Origin of the sequence: Candidatus Devosia phytovorans (assembly GCA_029202405.1) — a bacterium.
GTDB classification, from domain to species: domain Bacteria; phylum Pseudomonadota; class Alphaproteobacteria; order Rhizobiales; family Devosiaceae; genus Devosia; species Devosia phytovorans.
The window spans coordinates 437,730-460,717 of record CP119312.1; the positions used below are offsets into that span (position 1 = coordinate 437,730).

General features: G+C 63.2%; 22 protein-coding genes. 7 read left to right on the top strand and 15 right to left on the bottom strand.

Annotated features, from left to right (window positions below; genetic code table 11):
• Positions 1–59 precede the first annotated feature (59 nt).
• The 3 genes from P0Y65_02120 to P0Y65_02130 form a co-directional block, all read right to left on the bottom strand.
• Complete coding sequence (locus P0Y65_02120; protein WEK05072.1) at positions 60–1,040, bottom strand: HWE histidine kinase domain-containing protein; 981 nt, start codon at positions 1,038–1,040, stop codon at positions 60–62.
• 86 nt (positions 1,041–1,126) lie between these two features.
• On the bottom strand, positions 1,127–1,297 hold the full coding sequence (locus P0Y65_02125) for a DUF1328 domain-containing protein (GenBank protein WEK05073.1): 171 nt from the start codon (positions 1,295–1,297) through the stop codon (positions 1,127–1,129).
• A gap of 117 nt (positions 1,298–1,414) precedes the next feature.
• A complete protein-coding gene (locus P0Y65_02130; GenBank protein ID WEK05074.1) occupies positions 1,415–2,209 on the bottom strand; it encodes a response regulator in 795 nt (264 codons plus the stop codon).
• A 153-nt stretch (positions 2,210–2,362) separates the two neighbouring features.
• Here P0Y65_02130 and P0Y65_02135 point away from each other — a divergent pair, with 153 nt between their 5' ends.
• Positions 2,363–2,581 carry a NepR family anti-sigma factor gene (locus P0Y65_02135; GenBank protein WEK06709.1) on the top strand — a complete coding sequence of 73 codons (219 nt, stop codon included), beginning with the start codon at positions 2,363–2,365 and terminating at the stop codon, positions 2,579–2,581.
• Between the two features lie 4 nt (positions 2,582–2,585).
• Positions 2,586–3,143 carry an RNA polymerase sigma factor gene (locus tag P0Y65_02140; protein WEK05075.1) on the top strand — a complete coding sequence of 186 codons (558 nt, stop codon included), beginning with the start codon at positions 2,586–2,588 and terminating at the stop codon, positions 3,141–3,143.
• Here the strand turns inward: P0Y65_02140 and P0Y65_02145 are convergent.
• On the bottom strand, positions 3,140–3,505 hold the full coding sequence (locus P0Y65_02145; protein WEK05076.1) for a hypothetical protein: 366 nt from the start codon (positions 3,503–3,505) through the stop codon (positions 3,140–3,142). The genes P0Y65_02140 and P0Y65_02145 overlap by 4 nt on opposite strands.
• Before the next feature lie 196 nt (positions 3,506–3,701).
• Between P0Y65_02145 and P0Y65_02150 the strand changes: the two genes are divergently transcribed.
• From P0Y65_02150 to P0Y65_02165, 4 genes are all read left to right on the top strand, one after another.
• Positions 3,702–4,394 carry a Crp/Fnr family transcriptional regulator gene (locus tag P0Y65_02150; protein WEK05077.1) on the top strand — a complete coding sequence of 231 codons (693 nt, stop codon included), beginning with the start codon at positions 3,702–3,704 and terminating at the stop codon, positions 4,392–4,394.
• An 88-nt stretch (positions 4,395–4,482) separates the two neighbouring features.
• Positions 4,483–5,895, top strand: coding sequence for a CHASE3 domain-containing protein (locus P0Y65_02155; GenBank protein ID WEK05078.1), 1,413 nt, complete (start codon positions 4,483–4,485; stop codon positions 5,893–5,895).
• 64 nt (positions 5,896–5,959) lie between these two features.
• Positions 5,960–6,904 (top strand): diacylglycerol kinase family protein, encoded by a 945-nt coding sequence (locus tag P0Y65_02160; protein WEK05079.1) that lies wholly within the window; start codon positions 5,960–5,962, stop codon positions 6,902–6,904.
• 27 nt (positions 6,905–6,931) lie between these two features.
• Positions 6,932–8,452, top strand: coding sequence for an HWE histidine kinase domain-containing protein (locus P0Y65_02165; protein ID WEK05080.1), 1,521 nt, complete (start codon positions 6,932–6,934; stop codon positions 8,450–8,452).
• A gap of 48 nt (positions 8,453–8,500) precedes the next feature.
• Here the strand turns inward: P0Y65_02165 and P0Y65_02170 are convergent, their stop codons facing one another.
• The 8 genes from P0Y65_02170 to P0Y65_02205 form a co-directional block, all read right to left on the bottom strand.
• A complete protein-coding gene (locus P0Y65_02170) occupies positions 8,501–8,932 on the bottom strand; it encodes a hypothetical protein (GenBank protein ID WEK05081.1) in 432 nt (143 codons plus the stop codon).
• A 5-nt stretch (positions 8,933–8,937) separates the two neighbouring features.
• Positions 8,938–9,300 carry a DNA gyrase subunit B gene (locus tag P0Y65_02175; GenBank protein ID WEK05082.1) on the bottom strand — a complete coding sequence of 121 codons (363 nt, stop codon included), beginning with the start codon at positions 9,298–9,300 and terminating at the stop codon, positions 8,938–8,940.
• A 284-nt stretch (positions 9,301–9,584) separates the two neighbouring features.
• A complete protein-coding gene (locus P0Y65_02180; protein ID WEK05083.1) occupies positions 9,585–9,743 on the bottom strand; it encodes a DUF3309 family protein in 159 nt (52 codons plus the stop codon).
• A gap of 45 nt (positions 9,744–9,788) precedes the next feature.
• Positions 9,789–9,953: a hypothetical protein gene (locus tag P0Y65_02185; protein ID WEK05084.1), complete on the bottom strand. Its 165-nt coding sequence runs from the start codon at positions 9,951–9,953 to the stop codon at positions 9,789–9,791.
• A gap of 88 nt (positions 9,954–10,041) precedes the next feature.
• Positions 10,042–10,920, bottom strand: a complete 879-nt coding sequence (locus P0Y65_02190) for a transglutaminase family protein (protein WEK05085.1) — start codon at positions 10,918–10,920, stop codon at positions 10,042–10,044.
• A gap of 5 nt (positions 10,921–10,925) precedes the next feature.
• A complete protein-coding gene (locus P0Y65_02195; GenBank protein WEK05086.1) occupies positions 10,926–13,331 on the bottom strand; it encodes a circularly permuted type 2 ATP-grasp protein in 2,406 nt (801 codons plus the stop codon).
• A 9-nt stretch (positions 13,332–13,340) separates the two neighbouring features.
• On the bottom strand, positions 13,341–16,691 hold the full coding sequence (locus tag P0Y65_02200) for a transglutaminase family protein (GenBank protein ID WEK05087.1): 3,351 nt from the start codon (positions 16,689–16,691) through the stop codon (positions 13,341–13,343).
• Positions 16,692–16,906: 215 nt separating this feature from the next.
• Positions 16,907–18,475 carry an FGGY-family carbohydrate kinase gene (locus tag P0Y65_02205; protein WEK05088.1) on the bottom strand — a complete coding sequence of 523 codons (1,569 nt, stop codon included), beginning with the start codon at positions 18,473–18,475 and terminating at the stop codon, positions 16,907–16,909.
• 194 nt (positions 18,476–18,669) lie between these two features.
• Between P0Y65_02205 and P0Y65_02210 the strand changes: the two genes are divergently transcribed.
• Positions 18,670–19,431 carry a glycosyltransferase family 25 protein gene (locus P0Y65_02210; protein ID WEK05089.1) on the top strand — a complete coding sequence of 254 codons (762 nt, stop codon included), beginning with the start codon at positions 18,670–18,672 and terminating at the stop codon, positions 19,429–19,431.
• Here P0Y65_02210 and P0Y65_02215 read toward each other — a convergent pair.
• From P0Y65_02215 to P0Y65_02225, 3 genes are all read right to left on the bottom strand, one after another.
• Positions 19,428–20,903, bottom strand: coding sequence for a mannitol dehydrogenase family protein (locus P0Y65_02215; GenBank protein ID WEK05090.1), 1,476 nt, complete (start codon positions 20,901–20,903; stop codon positions 19,428–19,430). The genes P0Y65_02210 and P0Y65_02215 overlap by 4 nt on opposite strands.
• 94 nt (positions 20,904–20,997) lie before the next feature.
• Positions 20,998–22,002: an ABC transporter ATP-binding protein gene (locus P0Y65_02220; protein ID WEK05091.1), complete on the bottom strand. Its 1,005-nt coding sequence runs from the start codon at positions 22,000–22,002 to the stop codon at positions 20,998–21,000.
• Between the two features lie 14 nt (positions 22,003–22,016).
• A complete protein-coding gene (locus P0Y65_02225; GenBank protein WEK05092.1) occupies positions 22,017–22,847 on the bottom strand; it encodes a carbohydrate ABC transporter permease in 831 nt (276 codons plus the stop codon).
• Between the last annotated feature and the right edge of the window lie 141 nt (positions 22,848–22,988).

Genomic DNA, 22,988 nt, shown 5'->3' on the forward strand with positions numbered 1-22,988 from the left:
TGTCCCTCTCCCTCAAGGGGAGAGGGTTGGCCCGGAGAAACTGGAGGCTTCAATCAGGCTCAGACCTCGAACTGATCCGAGGGAATGACCAGACGATATCGCACGCTGTCGGGCTCGATGTAGAATTGGGCGGTGCCGCCGACGGAGAGGGGCACGATGCGTTCGAGGACGAGGGTGCCGAAGCGGGGCTGGTTGACGGTTTCGCCGGCGTCGATGCCGGCTTCCTGCCACTCTATGACCAGGTCGCTGTCTTGGCCGGGATGTTCGACAATGCGCGCGTCGACCCAGACCTGGCCTGCGCTGTCCTCGGCGAGTGCGCCATGCAGCACGGCATTGGCAGCGAGCTCGTGGATGGCCAACCCCACGTGGAGCGAGGCATTGGGGCCGAGCAGGGGGTTTTCACCAGTGACGCGGACATGGGCCAGATGGGCGGTGCCAACGCGGGTGAGCTGGGCGGTGACGAGGGTGTGGAGGTAGGTGCCGCGCCAATTGCTTTCGGTGACGAGGTCCTGGGTGCTGGAAAGCGCGTGCAGGCGCCCGCGGAACTTGTCGAGAAAGTCCTGCATGCCGGTGCTGTGGTTGGCGGTCTGCATGGCGACGGACTGAACGATGGCGAGGAGGTTCTTGGAGCGATGGCTGACCTCGCGCAGCAGGGCGGCAACGGCGGCCTCGTGGGCGCGCTCCTCGGTAATGTCGGCGATGATGGTGATGATGCAGCGCTGACCGTCGCGCTGGAGGGTCGCCTTGTAGCTGCGGCGGCGCAGGCCCTCGCCGAGGTCGAATTCGAGGTGCTGGTCGTGGCCGGTATCGACGGCCTGCTGGCAGGCGGCCTTGAAGCGCTGGCCGATCTCGGCGGGGAAGGCGTCGGCGGGATTGCGACCGATGATTTCGTCCCATTGCCAGTCGCCGGGAATGTTTTCGGCCAGGTCACAGGCCAAGTCGGCGGTCTGGTGGAGTATGCTCAGGCCCCGGCCGCGCAGCCCGGAGGACAGGGCGCGCAGTCGCATGGTGTCATGGTTGTCAGGCTCGGACAGGGTCATGCAGGCAAACTCATTGGATGAGCCGGGGACAAAAAAGGCTCCGCCATAGGCGGAGCCTCGGATTACTCAGTTCTGGGCTTGATGGCCTATCGCGCGCCGCGGCGGAACAGGCCCACCAGCAGGGAAACGACCAGGAAGGCCAAAAAGAGGAAGAACAGGATCTGGGCGATGCCAGCAGAGGCGCCAGCGATGCCGCCGAAGCCGAGAACGCCCGCGATCAGGGCAATGACGAGGAAAACCAGTGCGTAGTAGAGCATGATACTCTCCTTGTGAAAGCGTTGTATAAACAACGACTCTTCAAGGGGCAGGTTCCTGTAGTCGCAAAGAAAAAGGCCGGGATGAACCCGGCCTTTTGATGGAACTATCTGCAGGTATCAGGCGGCGGCGCGAGAGCCTTCGTCGAAGAACAGCGCCTGGCTGATCAGGGCCTTGACCATGTCCGGATTGAACGGCTTGGTGACGAGGAAGGTCGGCTCAGGGCGCTCGCCCGTCAGCAGGCGTTCGGGGAAGGCGGTGATGAAGATCACCGGCACCGAATGGCTATTGAGGATGTCGTTGACCGCGTCGATGCCCGAGCTGCCATCGGCAAGCTGGATATCGGCAAGGATCATGCGCGGCTGGGTCTGAGCAAAGAGATTGACCGCTTCCTTGTGAGTGCGGGCGACGCTGACGACCTTGTGGCCGAGGCTTTCGACAAGCTGCTCGATATCCATGGCGATCAGCGGCTCATCCTCGATGATCATGATCTCGGTGGCCACCTGGCGGGAGATCTCGACCGAGGCGACGTCGAGCAGCGATGCGAAGTCGCTTTCCGAGACGGAGAGGATTTCGGCGGCCTGCTGATGGGTGAAGCCTTCGACGGCGACCAGGAGGAAAGCCTGGCGCGGGCGCGGGGCGAGATTGGCCAGATTGTTGGCCGCACGCTGTTCCCAGGCAAAGGACGAGGTTGGCTCGGGGATCTTGACCGCCGATGACGAGAAGAGCGCAGAGAAAAGCTGATACAGCGCTATGCGGTCATTGCTGGCTTCGGGGAAAAGGGAAATGTCGGCGATGAGGGCTTCGAGCGTCGCTGCCACGTAAGCATCGCCCGAGGTCTGCGAGCCGGTTACGGCACGAGAAAACCGCCGCAGGTACGGCAGGTGCGGTGCAATCCGCGTGGACAAAGTCATATATTTGAACTCCCAGTGACGCTTTGGCTCGTGATAACACGAAACCGAAGAACGGAGCCTAAGTTAGAAAGTTCCTGATGGTGGGGAACTTTTTTTTGGCCCATGCATTTTGGAAGCCGAAGTGGGCAATTTCCGACGGTACCGACGGGCATGATGAAGGATAAACTGGTGACCCAGCAACGTATGCGAACGCAGGCGGGGCGGGCTGATGATGGGCTGGGTCCGAATACGGACATCGGCGCGCGTCTGCGTGCGCTCTATGGCGCAGTGCAGGACGAAGGCGTCCCCAATCAGCTGCTCGATCTGCTTGAAAAGCTCGACAGTGCCGAACAGGCACAGAAGGCTAAAAATGCTCCTCGTGACGGAGAGTAGCGGCATGACCACCGCCGAGACCCCGTCGTTCAAGCGCGAAATGCTCGCGACCCTGCCCAGCCTGCGCGCTTTTGCCGTGTCCCTGACCGGCAAGCATGACAAGGCCGACGATCTGGTGCAGGACACCGTGATGAAGGCCTGGGCCAAGCAGTCCAGCTTCGAGATGGGCACCAATATCAAGGCATGGCTCTTCACCATCCTGCGCAATGAATTCTACAGCCAGATGCGCAAGCGTGGCCGCGAAGTGCAGGACAGCGATGGGGCGTTTACCGAACGCCTGTCGGTGCATCCGGCACAATATGGCTCGATGGACATGCAGGATTTCAAGAAGGCCCTGTCGCAATTGCCGGATGACCAGCGTGAAGCGGTGATCCTGATTGGTGCGTCGGGCTTTTCCTATGAGGAAGCAGCAGCGATCTGTGATTGCGCCGTGGGCACGATGAAGTCGCGCGTCAGCCGGGCGCGCACGCGCTTGCAGGATATTCTCAAGATTTCCGGCGAAGCCGATTATGGTCCCGATGCCGTTTCGGCGCAGGTGACCACGTCAAACCACAGCTTCTAGGGCTGACTTTTATTGGCGAGCGCCGTGGAAATGGCGCTCGTCAGGGCATCCTCGGGCACTGGCTTGACGAGTATGGCGCTGTTTTCCGGACTGAGGCGCAGGGTCGAACTGCTGGTCGTCTGCACCAGGGGAATGCCCTTGCCGTGCAGTTCAAGAACCAGCGCGCCGATGTCGCTGTCGTCGATGCGGCGATCGACAATGGCCAGCGCGAGGTTCGGCCAATCGGGGGCGAAGCTTCGGGCTTCCCGGGCCGTAGCGGCCAGCAGGACTTGCTGCGCCCCAAGGGCTTCAAGCATGCGCTGCAGATCGATGGCGATAAGGAATTCTGCCTCGACGATGAGGACTTTCTGTCCGGTAAGCATGCTGGGTCCGCCGTAGTGAGACTCCTGATGGGCCCTGGCGACGCCGTTGTCATTTAAGTTTGACATGTGGCGGAACGGCCGGAAGGCAAGGTGCGTTGGCCCTGCACCATTCTCCAGCGTCAAGCGGTGATCCTTGAGCCTTGTATTGCCCAGTTCCGGAAGACGGGTTCCGTGCGAGCAATGTCCCCTGCGGGCCATGCCGAGTTTTCGAAATTTCGAGCCGCAAGAGCTCAAGTTCATCTCGTCGTTCAAGACGGGGGAGCTTTCGGCCGAGACGGGGACGACGCTGATTGCCGAGGGCAGTCACAGCGCCCATCTTTATACGCTGCTGTCGGGTTGGGCCTTTCGCTACAAGAGCCTGCCGGACGGGCGGCGGCAGATCCTCAACTACATGCTGCCCGGCGACCTGATCGGGCTGCAGGGGACGGTGATCGGGGAAATGCAGCATTCGGTGGAGGCACTGTCCCCGCTGGTGCTCTGCGTGTTTCAGCGCAACCGTATGGAAGAGCTGTTCCGCAACCATCCGGGGCTGGGGTTCGACCTCACCTGGATCGCGGCGCAGGAAGAGCGGATGCTCGATGATCATCTGCTTAGCCTCGGACGGCGCACGGCACTGGAGCGCGCGGCCTATCTCCTCGCCTTCCTTGCCAATCGGGCAGAGGCGGTGGGTCTGAGCGGGGAACATTCGCTGTATCTGCCGATCACCCAGATGCATGTGGCCGACACGCTGGGATTATCGATCGTTCATACCAACAAGACCCTGCGCAAGCTGGCGGACCTCAAGCTGATCCGTTGGCTGGATCGATCCTGCGAAGTGCTCGATGTGGAGGGGCTGATGCAGGTGGCGGACTGGGACGGGCTTGATGAGCGAAAACGCCCGTTGATATGAGCCGGCAAACAGGCCTCAAATCTGCCATCGCCTTGCTAAAGGATAGACATGTCCGAGCGCAGAAGCGAGCAGTCGGCAGATGACGGTAATGAACGTTAGCGAAGCGATCAGCGTCAAATCAGGCCTCGCCCGGCTCGACCGGCGGGTCATGCGCCGTGTGGCCGTGCTGGCGTCGCTGGCCCTGGTGCTGATGGCGGCAGTGGCGGCCTTGGTGCTGGTGCAGGGCATCAACCGGCAGATCACCGATATCGTCCATACCTATGAGGTGCGCAACCAGGCGCGCGAGCTGACCATCGCCCTGATCGAGGCGGAAAGCGCGCAACGCGGCTATTTGCTGACGCGCGACGAAAGCTATTTCAACTCCTACCAGCAGGCGTCGGCGACGATCGGCAACCGGCTGCTGACGCTGACCGGACTGACCGAGGATGACGCACAGCAGGCCGAGCGGATGCGCGCGATTGCAGGCGATATCATCGGCAAGTCGGAAGAGATGGGCCGCAGTGTGGAACTGGTGCAGGAGCAGCGGACCGCCGATGCGAGGCGGCTGATCGAGACCGGCATGGGCGAGCGGATGATGGGCGGACTGCAGGACGCGCTGCAGCAATTCGTCGGCGAGGAAAACAGCAAGCTGCTCGATCGCAACCGGCAGATCGACGAGTCGCGGCGCTGGTTGGTCGGCTCGATCATCACGGCGCTGGCGGCGGCGGTGATCCTGACCTATGCGCTGTTGTCGCGCAGCCAGCGCAAGGTCAGCGAACTGGCACTGAGCGCGGACCTGCTGCATAGCGAGAATGAAGTGCTCGAGGCACATGTCATCGACCGGACGCAGGCCCTCGAAGAAGCGCGGGCCCATGCGGAGCAGGAGCGGCAGCGCGTCGAGGCGCTGCTGCAGGACGCCAATCACCGGATCGGCAATTCGCTGGCAACAGTGTCGTCGCTGCTGGGACTGCAGATGCTGCGCAGCAAATCCGACGAGGTCAAGGAAGCGCTCGAGGGTGCACGCTCGCGCGTGCATGCGATTGCCTCGGCGCATCGGCGATTGCGGTTGGGCAATGACCTGGAAACGGCCAGTGCCGACGAATTTCTCGGTGCCGTGCTGGAAGACATTGCCGTCACTGCCACAACGGCGCGCAATGTGACGATGCGCAGCGATTTCGATCCGATCGTGGTCAATGCGCGCGATGCGACGACCATCGGCATCCTGGTGGGCGAGCTGGTGACCAATGCGCTCAAGCATGCCTTTCCCGATGGACGGGAGGGCACGATCCTGGTGTCGCTGAAGGATGAAGCCGGCGTTCCAGTGCTGCGGGTGGCGGATGACGGGGTTGGGCTCGGCGAGGGCCATGCAATGGGCGAGCAGGGACTTGGCTCGGTTATTGTGGTGCAGCTGTCGAACCAATTCGGGGGTGCGCCAGTTTATGAACGGCGGGAGCAGGGTGGCCTTAGCGTCAGCGTGCCCATGCCCGGCCTCGGGAACGAAAAGGCCGCTATGTCGGACTGATCGAGAAGCGTGAATTGTCGCGTTTTCAGCCAGATCGCTGAAAACGCTCCGGCAGGAGGCAGGCTTGCATTTCATCGCCGTACTCAACCGCGATGGCGGCACATTGCGGACGATGGACCTCGAGGCGTTTTGCACGACAGCACAGCAGATTTTCGAGCGCCACGGCGATACGCTCGATTGCCGGATCGTCGAGGGCAAGGCCATCGAGCGCGCCTTGCAGAAGGCGGCGGACGACCCCAAGGCCGATGCGCTGATCGCCGGCGGGGGCGACGGTACCATCTCGGCTGCAGCGGCCATTGCCTTTCGCAGCGGCGTGCCGCTGGCAGTGCTGCCGGCCGGTACGATGAACCTTTTTGCCCGAGCACTCAAAATGCCGCTGACGCTGGAGGCAGCGCTCGAAGCGATCGCCGATGGCGAGGTGGGTACGGTGGACATTGCCACGGCCAATGGACGGCCCTTCGTGCATCAGTTCAGCGTCGGTATCCATGCCAGACTGATCCGCATCCGCGAGAACATGACCTATCGCAGCCGGGTCGGCAAAATGCTGGCGAGCCTGCGGGCGATCGGTGCGGCGGCGATGGCACCGCCGCAATTCGAGGCAGAGTTGCACACAACCAAGGGCGTCGAGCGGCGCAGGGTTTCGGGCATTGCCATTTCCAACAATCCGCTGGGCGACGGGCTGATCCACGCGGACGGTTTGGATCGGCATATTCTGGGCGTCTATATTGCTGCGCCACTCACCACGCTGAGCCTGTTGCGGCTGGCTGTGGATGTGTTCCTGGGTCGCTGGCGGGAGAGCCCGATGGTCTCGGAAAAGGAGATCGACGAGGTGACTTTGCGCTTCCCCAAACGCAAGCATGGTGCCAAGGCGGTGGTGGATGGCGAGCTGATCAATCTCGACGCATCGGTTACGCTGAAGGTGCATGCGGACGGATTGAACATGGTACTGCCGAAAACCGCACAAATTCGGAACCAATCGATCCCGAGCCCGTTAAGAAGGATTACCTAGGGGCTCCGTAGTGCATCAGGACGACAAGTGACAGAGACAGGCCGTCCCCTTCCGGACGATATTCGGAAGGTCGTGGATGATCCGGTGAGGCTGGAGGCTCTGGCTGCCCTGGAGGTCATGGACAGCGGGCCTGATCTCGATTTCGAGCGTTTGAGCAGAGCCGCAGCCCATATTTTTGGTGCCGAGATCGCGCTGGTGGCGCTTGTTGACAGCGACCGGCAATGGTTTCGCGCCTGTTTCGGGCTCGAAGGCATTTCGGAAACCCAAACAACAGACTCGTTTTGCGCGCATACCATCGCGCTGCCGAGCGATGACGACAGTCTGGTTGTGCTGGACGCAGCGCGCGATCCACGCTTTTCCGACAATGTGCTGGTGACGGGCTTTCCCCATATTCGCTTTTATGCCGGTGCGGCGATCCGCGTTGCTGGACAGAAAATCGGCAGTCTCTGCGTGATCGACAGCAAGCCGCGGGCCGATTTCGACGCGGGACAGGAAGACCAACTCATTGATCTGGCGGCGCTGGCGGCGACGCTGTTCGAACTCAAGAACGAAGCGCGCGTCCGGGCGCGCACGGCTGCGGCGCTGATGCGCGAAGAGTGGCGGCATGCGCTGACGCTGGAGGCCGGCAAGGTCGGATCCTGGGTCTGGGACGTGCGGAGCGGGGAGGTGACCTGCAACGACATGTTCCGGCGGATGTATGGCTTGCAGGAGAGCGACATTATCCGGTTCGATGACGTGCTGGCGGCGACGCATCAGAGTGATCGGGCTGCGGTCGAGGCGGGGATTGCTGCCAGCTTCGGCGAGGGCGAGGATTTCAATACCGAGGCACGGGCTGCCAATACCGGCCTGTGGCTGACCATGCGGGGTCGGGTCTATCAGCGGGACGCCGAGGGGCGGCCGCTGGTGATGATGGGCGCCTGCATCGACATTTCCGAGAGCAAGCAGACGGCGGACCAGACACGGTTGCTGCTGCGCGAGCTGAACCACCGGGTCAAGAATACGCTGGCGATGATCCAGTCGGTGGCGCGGCAGACCATCCGGCAGAACCCCGACCCCAAGGATTTCATCGAGGCCTTCTCCGGGCGTCTGCGGACCATTTCGGACGCCCATGTGCTGCTGGCCGATCGCGACTGGTCGGGCGTGCAGCTCTATGAGGTGATCGCCTCCCAGCTTGGGTCGCGGTTCCGGACCAATCCGGACCGGGCCGAGGTGCATGGGGAGGATGTGGCGCTGCCGGCCGACCATGCTGTGGGGCTGGGGCTGATCCTGCATGAGTTGACCACCAATGCGCATCGCTATGGCGCGTGGTCCAATGAGCAGGGCGTGGTCGAGATCGACTGGGCGATCCGCAACGAGCCGGTGCGCGGCCTTTCGTTGACCTGGCGCGAGGTGGGCGGGCCCAGGGTGGAGAAGCCGGAAGAATATGGCTTGGGAACGCGGCTGATCGAGCGCAGCCTGGCCAAGGTGCTGGACAGCGAAGTGCAGCTCGAATTCGCGCCGGATGGGGTGGTGGCGAAAGTGTGGATGCCTCTGCCCGCCGAAGTATGAAAAAGGCCGCCCAGTGGGCGGCCTTCCTGTTTCAATCAATGCAAATGCCTAGTCGGACTTGTCGCCGCTGCGGGCCAGCATGAAGGCTGCGATGGCGGCGGCCGGGATGCCAAATTTACGCACGAGCGGCGATTTAAGCAGCACAGGCAGGGCGGTCACGGCGGCCGTCGTCATGAAGGCGCTGGTTTCGCTCGACCGGCGCTTTTCGGCCACGGCACGCTTGTGCTGGCCCTTGCCGATCAGGCTGCCGAGATAGACGGCGAGCGCGAGGAACAGAAATACCCCGCCAAAGATCAGCGCGGCATAGAGCGAGCCCAGTTCGGCAGCAACGGCGATGAAGCCGGCCGAGAGCAGGAAACCTACGCCGAGCAGCGCGAAGACCGCGATCACCACATTGAGGATGATGGCATTGCGGACCCGCTCGGTAATGTGTTCGATTTCGATACCGAGCAGGCCAGCCAGAGGAACCAGAAGGTTCATGGCACTTAGTGTCGCGACAGGAGCGCGAGCACGTAGCCGATGCCGATTGCGCTGGCGACCGCCGTCAGGGGCTTTTCCCGGATGGTGGCCTTAAGCTGCTGTTCGATGTCGCTGGCCTTTTCCTGCACGTCTTCAACGACATGCTCGGCCTGGCGCTGGAGGTGATGCACCTCGCTTTTGGCAACGGCCTTGGCCTCATTGACCTTGTCATTGCTCAGCTTGGCCAGCGTGGCCGCGATCGACTTGAGGTCGTCCTGCAGTTGGGAGATCTGGTCCTCGAGCTGCTCTTCGCGGATCTTGGAACTGGCGCGGGCAGCTCGGGCTGCGGCGGGCTTGCGGTCGGGTGCGAGGTCGGAAGTGCTGGCCATTATGACGCTCCTTGATAAGATGCGGGCTAAACGTGCGGAAATCCCTGTGGTTCCCAGAACATGCGGGCGCTTGTCGCTGGTTGCGCTTTCAATCCGGAAAAGCGGCGGTCGGTTTTCGTGAAAGTGGTGCGGCCACACAAGAAGACACCCCAATGCGCGCGAAGCACATTGGGGTGGCAAGGGGCGGGTGAAAGGGGGGCAACTTTCGACCCGCGGGCGCTTCTCATGAGTGAGAACCAGAAACTGGCTGCGCCTGTTTTGTTACCGGCAGGACCGGTTTGGCTTTAGATCCTGCCCATAAGGACAAGGATCAGAATGACGATCAGCACGACGCCCAGGATGCCGGACGGGCCGTAGCCGAAACCGCGCGAATAACCCCAATTGGGCAATGCGCCGATCAGCAGCAGAATGAGGATGATGATGAGAATTGTACCCAAGCCCATGGTAGCTCTCCTTTTTGTTCTTGTGACGCTTCGTTGCCGCTGATCCTAGAGGATGGCGACGAGCAGGCCGGCGGCGATGGACAGGATCAACAGGGCAGGTGCGAGGGCCTTGAACACATCGGCGTAATGGGTTTGCCCATCATAGCCTTCCGTCCACACCATTGAGGTGCGGCCTGCGTTTTCCAGCGCCTTGATCTCCATGTTGGTCATGACCATCTCCGCTTGCTTGTTTGCACATTGTTGTGCGTGGCCAAGTAACGGGGCGTCAGATCATTTGGTTCCGGAGAGGCTCCAGAGATTATTCGACGCGGATGACGTCGACCGACTGGGTGGTCTCGTGCGAGCCGTGGGTCTTGAGCACGCCGACGATTGGGGAAATGTCGGAATAATCGCGGCCATGGCCGATGGAAATGTGGTCGGCGCCGGCGATCATGGCATTGGTGGGGTCGAATTCGACCCAGCCGAGATGGCTGCCGCACCAGACACGCACCCAGGCATGCATGGCATCGGCGCCTTCAAGGCGCGGCTTGCCCTGGGGCGGGATGGTGCGCAGGAAGCCCGAGACATAGCCGGCGGGAATGCCGACGCCGCGGAGACCGGCGATCATCACATGGGCGAAATCCTGGCAGACGCCCTTGCGCAGGGCGAAGGCTTCGGCGGGCTTGGTTTCGACGTCGGTGGCCTTGGGATCGTAGGCAAAGTCGCGGTGGATAGCCATGCAGAGGGCATTGGCGGCGGCAAGGACCGAGGCGCTGCCGGCGGTGACGTCCTCGACATAGTCGGTGATGGCGGGAACGAGCTGGACGCGCGGCGAGGCGGCGAGGAAATGATGCGGGCTGTCGGGCTCGACGGACCAGAAGCGGGCGATTTCCTGTTTGAGGGCGTCGCGGGTGGGCGAGAGATCGGCGGGGGAGGCGAGCTCTTCCACCAGCACGCGGGCGGTCAGCTTGATCTCGAGATGGTCATGCGGGGTGGCATAGGTCAGCTCGGTGACCGAATTGCCGAAGAAATCGGTGAAGGTGTTTTCGCGCTGCGGGCGGGGGTCGAAGGAGAGGCCAGAGGCGACGACGCGCTGCACGCCGGGAATGGTCACCGGGGCGACGCGGATCAGATGCCGCCCGCCATGCACCGTGGCGTCGTAGTCATAGTGCAGGGCGAGGCGGACATCATAGAGCATGGCGGTTACACAAAGTATGCCGCGGCGACGAGACCGGCCAGCATGCCGATATCGGCAGCCAGTTTGTCGAGCCGTTCGGGCGTCATGTCGGCGGGATCGGCGGTGCGCAGTTCGGTCTCGATCTGGAGCGCGACCCTGGCGGCCGAGGAGAGCTGGCCCTCCTCGACGCCGCCGGGCAGCATTTCGATCTGGGTGCGCAGTTCGGTGATCTGGAAGATGACCGATCGCGGATTGAGCGGATCGAGGGCGAGCAGGTCGATGGCGCTTTGCGTGCCGGCGCTGACCGAATAGCGGCGGCGGTGCGACATGACGCTATCGCCGATTTCGAGCAGCATTTCGATCGACCCGTCGGGCGCGTCCTTCGCCGTCAGCCAACTGACGACGCGGGCGATCTGGATGGCGCGTTCGAGGCGGCGGCCCAGTTCGAGGAAGCGCCAGCCGGCGAAGCGATACATGTTTTCATGCACGAGGCCGGAAAAGCCGGCCAGCTTGCGCAGCAGCACGGTCATGGCACGGGTGGCGTCGTCGCCCGGCTTGACGCGGGTGGCGAAGCGCCGGGCGGTCTTTTGCAGGTCATCGAGCGCCAGCCAGCCATCGGGCGAGAAGCGGTCGCGGATCTGGCCGGCGGAATGGACGGCGCTGTCGATTGAGGAGAGCAGGCCTTGCGGCATGGCTTCGCCGGCGTCGACATCGATGCTGTCGAGGAAGTCGGCGCAATGGGTGAGGATGGGCAGGTCGGACTTGCTGAGTTCGGCGAGGCGGGCGTTGTAGGCGCGCAGGATGCGGACCGTGGCTTCGCAGCGCTCGGCGTAGCGGCCGAGCCAGATGAGGTTATCGGCGGCGCGGCTGGGCAGGCTGCCGTGGGCATTGCGCACCAGCTTCTGGCCATCCTGGGGCAGGAGCGAGACCTGTTCGACGGGCTTTGAAGAGAGCACCCAGACGTCGGCAGCCTGGCCGCCGCGCTGCATGGCGATGGCGGAGGTGTCCTGATTGGAACCAACGCGGGCAAAGCCACCGGGCATGATGGTCCAGCCGTGCTCGGTGCGGGCGGCAAAGACGCGGAGGGTGATCGGGCGGGGCTGCAGCTTGCCATCGACATATACCGGGGCGGTGGAGAGCTGCACCGGCTCCTGGCCGACGTAATTGGCGCCATTGGCGCGGATGCGGTCGAGGAGGGCGGCCTTCTGTTCCGGCGGAATGGACGAGCCAAGGGCGGTGCCACGCAGGTCATCGAAGGGCAGGGTGGTGGCGAAGGCCGGACCGATCAGCAGGTTGTCGAAATTGTCGAGTACATGGCGCTGTTCGCCGGGCTGGCCGCACCACCAGGTGGCGATTTCGGGCAGCAGCAGGTCCTGACCGAGCAGCTTTTGCGCGAGGCGCGGCATGAAGGCGGCAAGGGCGCGAGTTTCGAGCAGGCCGGTGCCCAAGGCATTGATGATCGAGAGCGAGCCGTGGCGCAGGGCTTCGACCATGCCGGGCGTGCCGATGCGGCTGTCGTAGCGCAGTTCGAGCGGGTCGACGAAGCTGGCATCCATACGGCGCCAGAGCACGCTGACCGGCTTGGGACCGGCCACGGTGCGGACCATGACATTGCCGTCCTCGATGATGAGGTCCTCGCCTTCGAGCAGCATGAGGCCGAGATAGCGGGCGATATAGGCGTGTTCGAAATAGGTTTCGTTGAGCTGGCCGGGGGTGAGGATGCCGACTCGGCCGTCGCCGCGCTTGGCATCGGCAAAGAGCGTGTCGCGGAAATCGCGGAAGAAGCCGGCGAGGCGCTGTACGTTCATCTCCGCATAGATGTCGGACAGGGCGCGGGTGGTGGCGACGCGGTTTTCCAGTGCAAAGCCGGCGCCGGAGGGCGCCTGGGCGCGATCGCCCAACACCCACCATGCGCCATCGGGGCCACGGCCGAGTTCGAAGGCGCAGAAGTGGAGGTAGTGGCCGCTGACGGGGCGGACGCCGACCAGAGGTCGCAGGAATTCGCCGTTCTGGGCGACGAGTTCTGGTGGCAGCAGGCCCTGCTGGACCAGGCGATTGTCGCCATAGATATCGGCGATGACGGTTTCGAGCAGTTCGGCGCGCTGGATCAGGCCGGTGGAAATGCGCGACCAGTCGGCTTCGTCGATCAGCAGGGGCACGTGGGCCAGCGGCCAGTCGCGCTCCTTGCCCTCGGCGCCGTCATATTTGCGATAGAAGACGCCGGAATCGCGCAGATATTGATCGGCGCGCTCGAAGCGGGCGGCGAGTTCGACCGGTCCGAGCTTGTCGAACTCGGCCATCAGTTGCGACCAGCCAGGGCGGATATTGCCCTGGGGGTCGATCATTTCGTCGGGAATGCCGGGCTGCAGCCGGTAATCAGCAATGATGCTGGGGCTGTCAGGGCTCTTTCCGCGACTTTTTTGTCTTGGCATTTGCATGCGCTACCAAAATCGTGGCGGTCGGCGCAGGTCAAGCGTCAGCGGGAATTCGTCCGCAGGCTTTTCGTCCCTCAACATGTAACCACCGGCGGTATGGTTCTGCGGCACGAAGCGGGCGAGGCGGCGGGCCTCGGCTTCATTGCCATTGACCGGGAAGGTTTCGTAGTTGCGGCCGCCGGGATGGGCGACATGGTATACGCAGCCGCCAACGGGGCGTTGGGTCCAGCGATCATAGATGTCAAAGACCAGCGGCGTGTTGACCGGCAGGACGGGATGGAGGCCCGAGGCGGGCTGCCAGGCCTTGTAGCGGACGCCGGCAACGGCGGTGCCCGCCTTGTCGGTGGGGCGAAGCGGGACGGGGCGCTGGTTGCAGGCGACGGCATAGCGCTCGGGGTTGATGCCCTCCAACTTCACTTGCAGACGCTCCACCGAAGAGTCCACGAAGCGCACCGTGCCGCCGATGGCGCCCTGTTCGCCCATGACGTGCCAGGGTTCGAGCGCCTGGCGTAGTTCGAGGTGCACGCCCTCGTATTCGACCTCGCCACAGAAGGGGAAGCGGAATTCGAGCTGGGCGGCGAACCAGGCGGGATCGAGCTTGAAGCCGTGGCGGTCGAGATCGGCGATGATGTCGAGGAAATCCTGCCAGACATAGTGGGGCAGCATGAAGCGGTCATGCAGGGTCGTGCCCCAGCGGGCAAAGCCGCCATCCGCGGGATCGGTCCAGTAGCGGGCGATCAGCGCGCGGATCAGCACCTGCTGGGCCAGCGACATGCGGGCATTGGGCGGCATTTCGAAGCCGCGGAATTCCACCAGGCCGAGCCGGCCGGTGGGGCCATCGGGCGAGAAGAGCTTGTCGATGCAGATTTCGGAGCGGTGGGTGTTGCCGGTGACATCGACGAGCAGGTTGCGGAACAGGCGATCGACCAGCCAGGGCAGGGGTGCAGGTTCACCCGAGGCGGGGTGAGGCACCTGGGCCATGGCGATTTCGAGTTCGTAGAGGCTGTCGTGGCGGGCCTCGTCGAAGCGCGGCGCCTGGCTGGTGGGGCCGATGAAGAGGCCCGAAAACAGATAGCTCATGGCCGGATGGCGCTGCCAATGGAGGACCAGCGACTTGAGCAGGTCGGGGCGGCGCAGGAAGGGGCTGTCATGCGGCGTGGCGCCGCCGACCACGACGTGATTGCCACCGCCGGTGCCGGTGTGACGGCCGTCGATCATGAACTTGTCGGCGCCGAGCCGGCTGAGGCGTGCCTCCTCATAGATGGCGGAGGTGGTGGCGACGCAATCATCCCAACTCGAAGCGGGGTGGATATTGACCTCGATGACGCCCGGATCGGGCGCGACGCGGATGACATTGAGGCGCGGGTCATGTGGCGGCGCATAGCCTTCGAGATGCACCGGCATGCCGATGTCTTTCGCGGCCGCTTCAGTGGCGGCGACGAGTTCGAGGTAGTCTTCGAGCTTTTCCACGGGGGGCAGGAAGACGCAAAGACGATGGTCGCGTACTTCGGCCGTGACGGCCGTGCGCACTTCGCCCTCGATCTCGCTGATGACCTGTTCGGTGCGATCCTGCTGTTCACTGGCCGCGGTGAAATCGGCAGTGGCCTGGGCGCGGGGATCAGCTTGCAGCCCGGTCTTCTGGCGAGCCAGCACTTCCACCGGATCGGGCAGGGGTCCGCGCGGTTCGCCGGGATCCTGAGCCACGACATGGGGATAGGCGGTGGGCTTGAGATGTTTGAGCGAGCTCAGCGGCAGACGATAGCCGGCGGGACTGTCGCCGGGGGCGAGGAAGAGCTTGCCGCGGCGGGTCTTCCAGACTTCGGTGAGCCAGGGGCTGGAGGCTGTCGCATTCCAGCGCTGGACGGGCAGGACATAGCCGGTGGGGCTGGTCAGGCCGCGTTCGAAGACTTTCGCTATGCGCGAACGGGCTTCGGGATCAGCCAGTTCGGAATTGGCGGGATCGACATTGGCGGGGAGGTTGGCTTCCTTGAGCAGCCATTCGCCAGGGTCTTCATAGGCCTCGGCAATGGTTTCACCGGTGAGGCCGAGATTGCGCGCGAAGCTGTCGAGGAATTTGCGCGCGTCGTCGTGGGTGGCGCTGGTCTCGACGCCTTCGCGGGCGATGAGCTTTTCATCGCTCCAGACCGGCTTGCCGTCGAGGCGCCAGTAGAGCGAGAAGGTCCAGCGTGGCAGGCTTTCGCCGGGGTACCACTTGCCCTGGCCGTAATGCAGCATGCCGTTGGGGGCGAAGCGCTGACGGAGGCGACGGATCAGGTCATCGGCGAGGCGGCGCTTGGTGGGGCCGACGGCGCCGGTGTTCCACTCGTCGGCTTCGAAATCATCGACGGAAACGAAGGTTGGTTCACCGCCCATGGTGAGGCGAACGTCATTGTCGGCGAGCACCTTGTCGACCTGATGGCCGAGGGCGTCGAGCTGATCCCAGGAAGCATCGGAGAAGGGTTTGGTGATGCGCGGATGTTCGGCGACGCGGGTGACCTTCATGTCGAAGGCGAAATCGACCTCGGCATAGGAGGCAAAGCCCGAGATCGGCGCGGCATTGCGGTAATGCGGTGTTGCGGCCAGCGGGACGTGGCTCTCGCCGGTCAGGAGGCCCGAGGTCGGGTCGAGGCCGACCCAGCCGGCGCCCGGCAGATAGACTTCGCACCAGGCGTGCAGATCGGTGAAATCGTGATCGGTGCCGGCGGGGCCATCGAGCGACACTAGATCGGGCTTGAGCTGGATCAGATAGCCGGAGACGAAGCGGGCGGCAAAGCCGAGATGGCGCAAAATCTGGACCAGCAGCCAGGAGGAATCGCGGCAGGAGCCTCTGGCATTGCCGAGGGTTTCCTCGGGCGTCCAGACGCCGGTTTCCATACGGACGATATAGGCGATGTGCTGCTGGATGGAGGCGTTGATGGCGGTGACGAAATTGACCGTATTCATCGGCGTCTTGTCGATGCCGTCGAGGAATTTCTGCAGCAGCGGGCCGGCCGGCTCGGGCTTGCTATAAATGGAGAGGTCGTCGCGCAGGTCTTCCGGATATCGGAAGGGGAAGGTCTCGGCCACTTCTTCGACGAAGAAGTCGAAGGGATTGTAGACCGTCATGTCGGCGACGAGTTCGACTTCGATCTTGAGCTCGGTGACGGGCTCGGGAAAGACGAAGCGGGTCAGGAAATTGCCGTAAGGGTCCTGCTGCACATTGGTGAAATGCAGGCCGGGCGAGACTTTGAGCGCATAGCTCAGCACCTTGGTGCGGGAATGGGGCGCGGGCTGCAGCCGGATGATCTGGGGCTGGAGGACGACCGGACGGTCGTACTTGTAGTGCGTCAGATGATAGACGGCGGCTTTGATCGACATGCGCTCAGGTCGCTCGCTTCAGGCCACAGATTTTGACTTCCCGGGTAGGAGCTTAGCGGGGTTTGCGGGCGGTGGATAGGTGCCACGCCCTCGTGGTTCGAGGCTCGCGAGGGCTCGCACCTCACCATGAGGGCTACTGGGAACGCGACGCTGCAACAGCCCTCATGGTGAGGTGCTTTGCATCGCAAAGCCTCGAACCACGAGGGCGTGGCACTTCAAGTCATGTCGTCCACGACCTGCCGCTGCTTCAGCATTTCGAGGAAGATGGCGTAGTCCTTGTCGAATTGCGGGCGGGCGGCTGGATCGGGGGCGCGGGCGGTGCCGCCCTGCTGCATGGCGAGGCAGGCAGCGTCGAGGCTGGGATAGAGGCCGGCGGCGGTGGCGGCGACCATGGCCATGCCGAGAAGGGTCGCGTCCTTGGCTGAAGATTCAACCACGGTGCAGCCGGTGGCGTCGGCGTAAAGCTCCATCAGGATTGGATTTTTGGTGTGGCCGCCGGTGACGTGCAGCGTGTCGATGGCATAGCCGCGGGTGTTGAGGGTTTCGAGGATGTGGCGGACGCCCAGCGCGATGGAAACGCAGGTGCGCCAGTAGAGGCGGCAGAGCGAGTCGAAATCGCTGTCGAGGGTGAGGCCCGAAATGACGCCGAGGGCGAAGGGGTCGCCGAGGGGTGAGCGGTTGCCGTGGAAATCGGGCAGGACGTGGAGGCGGTGGGCGAGGGCGAGGCCCTCGGTTTCGCGCAATTGCATGATGCGGGTGGCGATGGCCTGATGCATCTGCGTGGTCGGTTCGCCGCCGGCGCCATGCCAGCGGATGATGTGATCGAGCAGGGCGCCGGTGGCGGACTGGCCGCCTTCATTGAGCCAGACGCCGGGCAGGACGGCGCCGAAATAGGGACCCCAGACGCCCTGGGTAGGGCGGTCTTCGGCAGACAAAGCCATGACGCAGCTGGAGGTGCCGGCGATGAGGGCCAGGTTGCGGTCGATGGTGCCGACATCATGGGTGAAGGCGCCGAGGACGCCGAGGGCGCCGGCATGAGCATCGATGAGGCCGACGCCGACTTGGCAGTTGGTAGTGAGGCCGAGGTCGGCGGCGGCTTCCTCGGTCAGCGGGCCGAGATCGGCGCCGACGGGGCTGGCTTTTGCCGGCAGGGCGGCTTTTTCCAGCATGTCCTCGAGGCCGACCTGGACGAGGAAATCGGACTGCCAGGGTGTGTCGCGATGGGCCAGATAGGTCCATTTGCAGACGAGGGTCGACTGGCTGCGGGCGAGCGAACCGGTTGATTTCCATGATAGAAAATCGGCCAGGTCGAACATCATGGCGGCGCGTGACCAGCTTTGCGGCATATGGCGCTTGAGCCACATGAGCTTGGGCACTTCCATTTCCGGGGACATGACGCCACCGGCATAGTTGAGCACTTCATGACCGGTGGAATTGGCCTCATCGGTCTCGTCTAGGGCGCGGTGATCGAGCCAGACGATGGTGTCCCAGCGGTCTTCGCCATTGGTGGAGACGGTGACGGGCTGACCCTGGACATCGCGGACGACAAGGGAGCAGGTGGCGTCAAAGCTCAGGCCAGCGACCTGTTCCGGACGGGCCTTTGCTTCGGTCATGGCCTGCCGGATGGCGGCGCAGGTGGCCTGCCAAATCTGCTCGCTATTGTGCTCGGCGTGGTTCGCGTCGGTACGGTTCATGGCGATGGCGTGTTCGGCGCGGGCGAGCAATTTGCCCTCCGCCGTCAGCACCCCCGCCCGGGCACTCCCCGTACCCACATCCACTGCCATTAGGAGGCTTTGCGTCAAAGATGGCGCCCTCTCTCTCAATTTGGGGGACGTTAGACGACCGCGTTCGGCATGGCTATGGGAAATGAGTGATGGGGGCGCCGCTTCTGCGAGGAGGCGGATTGTGGTCCTAACACTGTCGTTTATAAAGTATTGCCTTGTCAAAATATCCGGGAGACTGTTGATTTGCGGATGCAATGATGGGTGGCAAGATGGTAGAGAGCGCAGTTGCAGAAGGTTTGGTCGATCATCCGTTGAATTACTTTGACCGTATTCAGGTGATCAACCTGCGCTCGCGCACAGACCGTCGCCAGGAAATGGCGAGCGAGTTCAGGCGGATCAGGTTTGACCTGGGACGGATCGAGTGGTTCGACGCGGTCAAACCGGCGGATCGGGGCGAATTCGAGAGTATCGGCGCGCGGGGATGTTTTCTCAGCCACCTTGCCATCCTGCAGCAGAATGCGGAGAGACCGCCGGAACGACTGCTGATCATGGAGGATGATGTCAGCTTTTCTGAAGATTTTATGGCGCGGCTGTCGGAGATTGTCGAGCAATTGCAACGGGATCGGTGGGATGTGTTTTATGGCGGGGGACGGGTTGGCGAGATCGATGCCGTTGCGGCAGGGCTCGCCCGGGTGCCGCAGGACATGGGTATAGGGTGCACGCATTTTCTCGCCATCCGCGGTGACAGGATCGGCGCGGTGGCGGATTATCTGGCGGCGCAATTGGGCCGGCCGGCGGGGGATCCGGCCGGCGGGCCGATGCATGTCGATGGATCTTATTCGTGGGCGCGCAAGGAGTTAGGGTTGGAAACGCTGATGGCTAGTCCCGAGATTGCCTTTCAGAGGCCGTCGCGCAGCGACATTGCGCAGGGGCAATGGTGGGACCGGGTTCCGGGACTAAGCGAGCTCGGGGCGATGGCGCGGTCGGTGCGGAACCGGCTGCGCAAGCGCGGCTAGAGGTCGTTGTCCAGATAGCGCTCCAGGGTTGCCTTGGTGCCGATTTCCCAGAGCGTTGTCAGGGCTTTGGTGAAGGCGGCGATGAAGGTCGGGTCGTTGGCGAGGTCGCCGTAGATGTCACTCATCGCGAGCCAGGCGCTCGGATTTTCCTTGGCCAGTTTGGCCTGGGCAGTCAGGCGGTCCCAGCTGGGATCGTTGGGTTCGATGACGGCGCCGCTGTCGGTCGTGCCGTAGCAATAGCGGCACCAAAGGGCACTCACGAGTGACAATCCGTTAACAGACTGTTGACGTTGAACGCGGTCGAGTGCGGATGGAATGATGAATTTGGGCTGGCGATTGGAGCCGTCGAGGGCGAGGCGCCGGATGGTGTCGCCAATCTTGGGATTGGAGAACCGGGTCTGGCAGAGGGCGTAATAGTCTTCGAGATTTGTATCGGGCACCGGGGGGACGATGGGGATGATTTCTTCCTGCTCGACCTTGGTGAGGAAAGCGGAGACGAGATCGTTCTCCATGGCCTCGTGCACGAAGTGGATGTCCATCAGGCCGGCCGGATAGGCGATGGTGGCGTGGCCGCCGTTGAGGATGCGGATCTTCATGTGCTCGTAGGGGGCGACGTCGTCGACGAATTGCACGCCAACCTTTTCCAGCGCCGGGCGACCGGCGGGGAAATTGTCTTCGAGCACCCATTGCTTGAAGTTTTCGCAGAAGACCGGCCAGGCGTCGTCGATGCCGAAATTTTCGGCGAGGAGCGCAATCTCGCGGGGTGAGGTGGCGGGGGTGATGCGATCGACCATGCCATTGGGGAAGGCGACGGTATCGCGCCATTCGGCGGCGAGGACCGGGTCCACCAGTTGGGCGAGGCCCAGAACGGCATTCTGGGTGACGTGGCCGTTGCCGGGGATGTTGTCGCAGCTCATGACGGTGAAGGGCACGAGACCACGCTGGCGGCGGAGGCGCAGGCCGGCGACGATGAGGCCGAAGACGGTTCTCGGCGTCTCGATGTTTTTCGCGTCCCAGGCGATGTCGGGATGGGCCGGATCGAACTTCTGGGACGCGGGGTCGATGTAATAGCCGCCCTCGGTAATGGTGAGGGAAACGATGCGGATGGCGGGGTCCGCGAGCTGCTCGATGATGGCGGCGGTGTCGCCGGGCTTGAGGTAGTCGATCATGCCGCCGGTGATGCGGGCGGCGCTGCTGTCGGCTTCCTGTTCGACCACGGTGGTCAGCCAGTCCTGCGCCTTGAGTTTTTGGCGCATGGCTTCGTCGGCGTCGCGCACGCCGGCGCCGATCAGCGCCCAGTCGTGGTCGCTGCCGGTGGCGAAGAGATCGTCGAGATAGACGGCCTGGTGGGCACGGTGGAAATTGCCGACACCGAAATGGACGATGCCGGCTTTCAAGGCATTGCGGTCGTAGGCTGGGACAGCAGCTGTGGTGATCTCGGGAAGGGCGGCGGCGGATAGCTTGGTGGTCATGGTCTTGGTCCTTCGACCGAGTCTTTTATCTAAGTGGGTACCCCCTCCTGGCCGCCCCCTGATAGGGGGAGGGACGCAGGAGCCGATTGGTCTGTTAGAGAGCCTTGCCGGCGGCATCGAACTTGTAGATGCGGGTTGGGTCGGGCGTGAGGTAGACGTCGTCGCCGTGGTTGAAGGTCTGGTCGCCGTCGGTGCGGACGGTCATCAGTTCCATGCCGTCGACATGAACGTGGAGGAAAGTGTCGCTGCCGAGCTGTTCGGCGACGCCGACTTTGCCCTTCCAGGCGCCGGGGACGGCGGTCTTGGAGATGGCGACGTGTTCGGGGCGGACGCCGATGGAATGGGCGTTGTGCTTGGATGCCTCAGGGCCGTCGACAAAGTTCATCTTGGGCGAGCCGATGAAGCCGGCAACGAAGCGGTTGGCGGGCTTCTTGTAGAGGTCGAGCGGCGAGCCGAACTGTTCGACATTGCCGGCGTTGAGCACGACGATGCGGTCGGCCATGGTCATGGCTTCGACCTGGTCGTGGGTGACGTAGATCATGGTGGTCTTGAGCTGCTGGTGCAGCTCGGTGATCTCGAGGCGCATGTTGACGCGAAGCGCGGCGTCGAGGTTGGATAGGGGCTCGTCGAAGAGGAAGGCCTTGGGCTCGCGCACGATGGCGCGGCCAATGGCGACGCGCTGGCGCTGGCCGCCGGAGAGGGCGCGCGGGCGTCGGTCGAGATAGGAGCTCAGGTTCAGCGTGCGGGCGGCATATTCGACCTTCTGGTCGATGACTTCCTTGGGCGCCTTGGCCATTTTGAGCGGGAAGGCGATGTTGTCCCTGACGGTCATATGCGGATAGAGCGCATATGACTGGAACACCATGGCAAGGCCACGCCGGGCCGGTGGCGCCTTGGTCATGTCCTGGCCATCGAGCAGGATGGTGCCGCCGGTGGTGTCTTCGAGGCCGGCGATGAGGCGCAGCAGGGTGGACTTGCCGCAGCCCGAGGGCCCGACGAAGACGACGAATTCGCCGTCTTTGATATCGAGCGAAATGTCCGGGATGATGTGGACCTCGCCGAAGGACTTCTTGACGTTCTTGAGACTGATAGAGCCCATCTGGATTAGTCCTTTTACTTAACAGCGCCGAAGGTGAGGCCGCGGACGAGTTGTTTCTGGCTGAACCAGCCCATGAGCAGGATCGGCGCGATAGCCAGCAGGGATGCCGCCGAGAGCTTGGCAAGGAAGAGACCCTGCGGGCTGGAGAAGGAGGAGATGAAGGCGGTGAGCGTGCCAGCACGGCCCGAGGTCAGCGTGATGGTCCAGAAGGCTTCGTTCCAGGCGAGGATCACATTGAGCAGAAGCGTCGAGGCGATGCCGGGCACCGCCATGGGGACGAGGACGTAGACGATCTCGTTCCAGAGCTCGGCACCATCCATGCGGGCAGCTTCAAGGATGTCGACCGGGATTTCCTTGAAGTAGGTGTAGAGCATCCAGATGATGATCGGCAGGTTGATCAGGGTCATGATCAGCGTCAGGCCATGCACGGTGTCGAGCAGGCGCAGGTCGCGGAAGATCAGGTAGATCGGGATCAAAACGCCGACGGCGGGCATCATCTTGGTGGAGAGCATCCACATCAAGACGTCCTTGGTGCGCTTGGTGGGCGCGAAGGCCATGGCCCAGGCGGCGGGGATGCCGATGATGAGGCCGAGCAGGGTCGAGCCGACCGAGACCAGGATCGAATTGGTGGCGTGCTTGAAATAGTCGGAGCGATCCTGCACGGCGCCGAAGTTTTCCAGCGTGAAGGTCTGGGGGAAGAAGGTCGGCGTGTTGGCGATGGCTTCGGCTTCGGTCTTGAAGGCGGTGAGAACCACCCAGAGAATGGGCGAGAAGAGCAGGAGCGCGATGGCCCAGGCGAGAGCGGTGAAGCCGATGCGGGTCTGAACAGAGACGTTGCGTGCCATTTAATGCTTCTCCGCCATGATCATCTGTGCCGTGCGGGGTTCGTGCGCCGATGCTGCGACCTTGCGGCCGTGGAGCGATCTCGGGATGGGTCCCGGCTCAAGGCCATGTGCCACTCGGGCATAGCCCTCATGGCCTTCTCT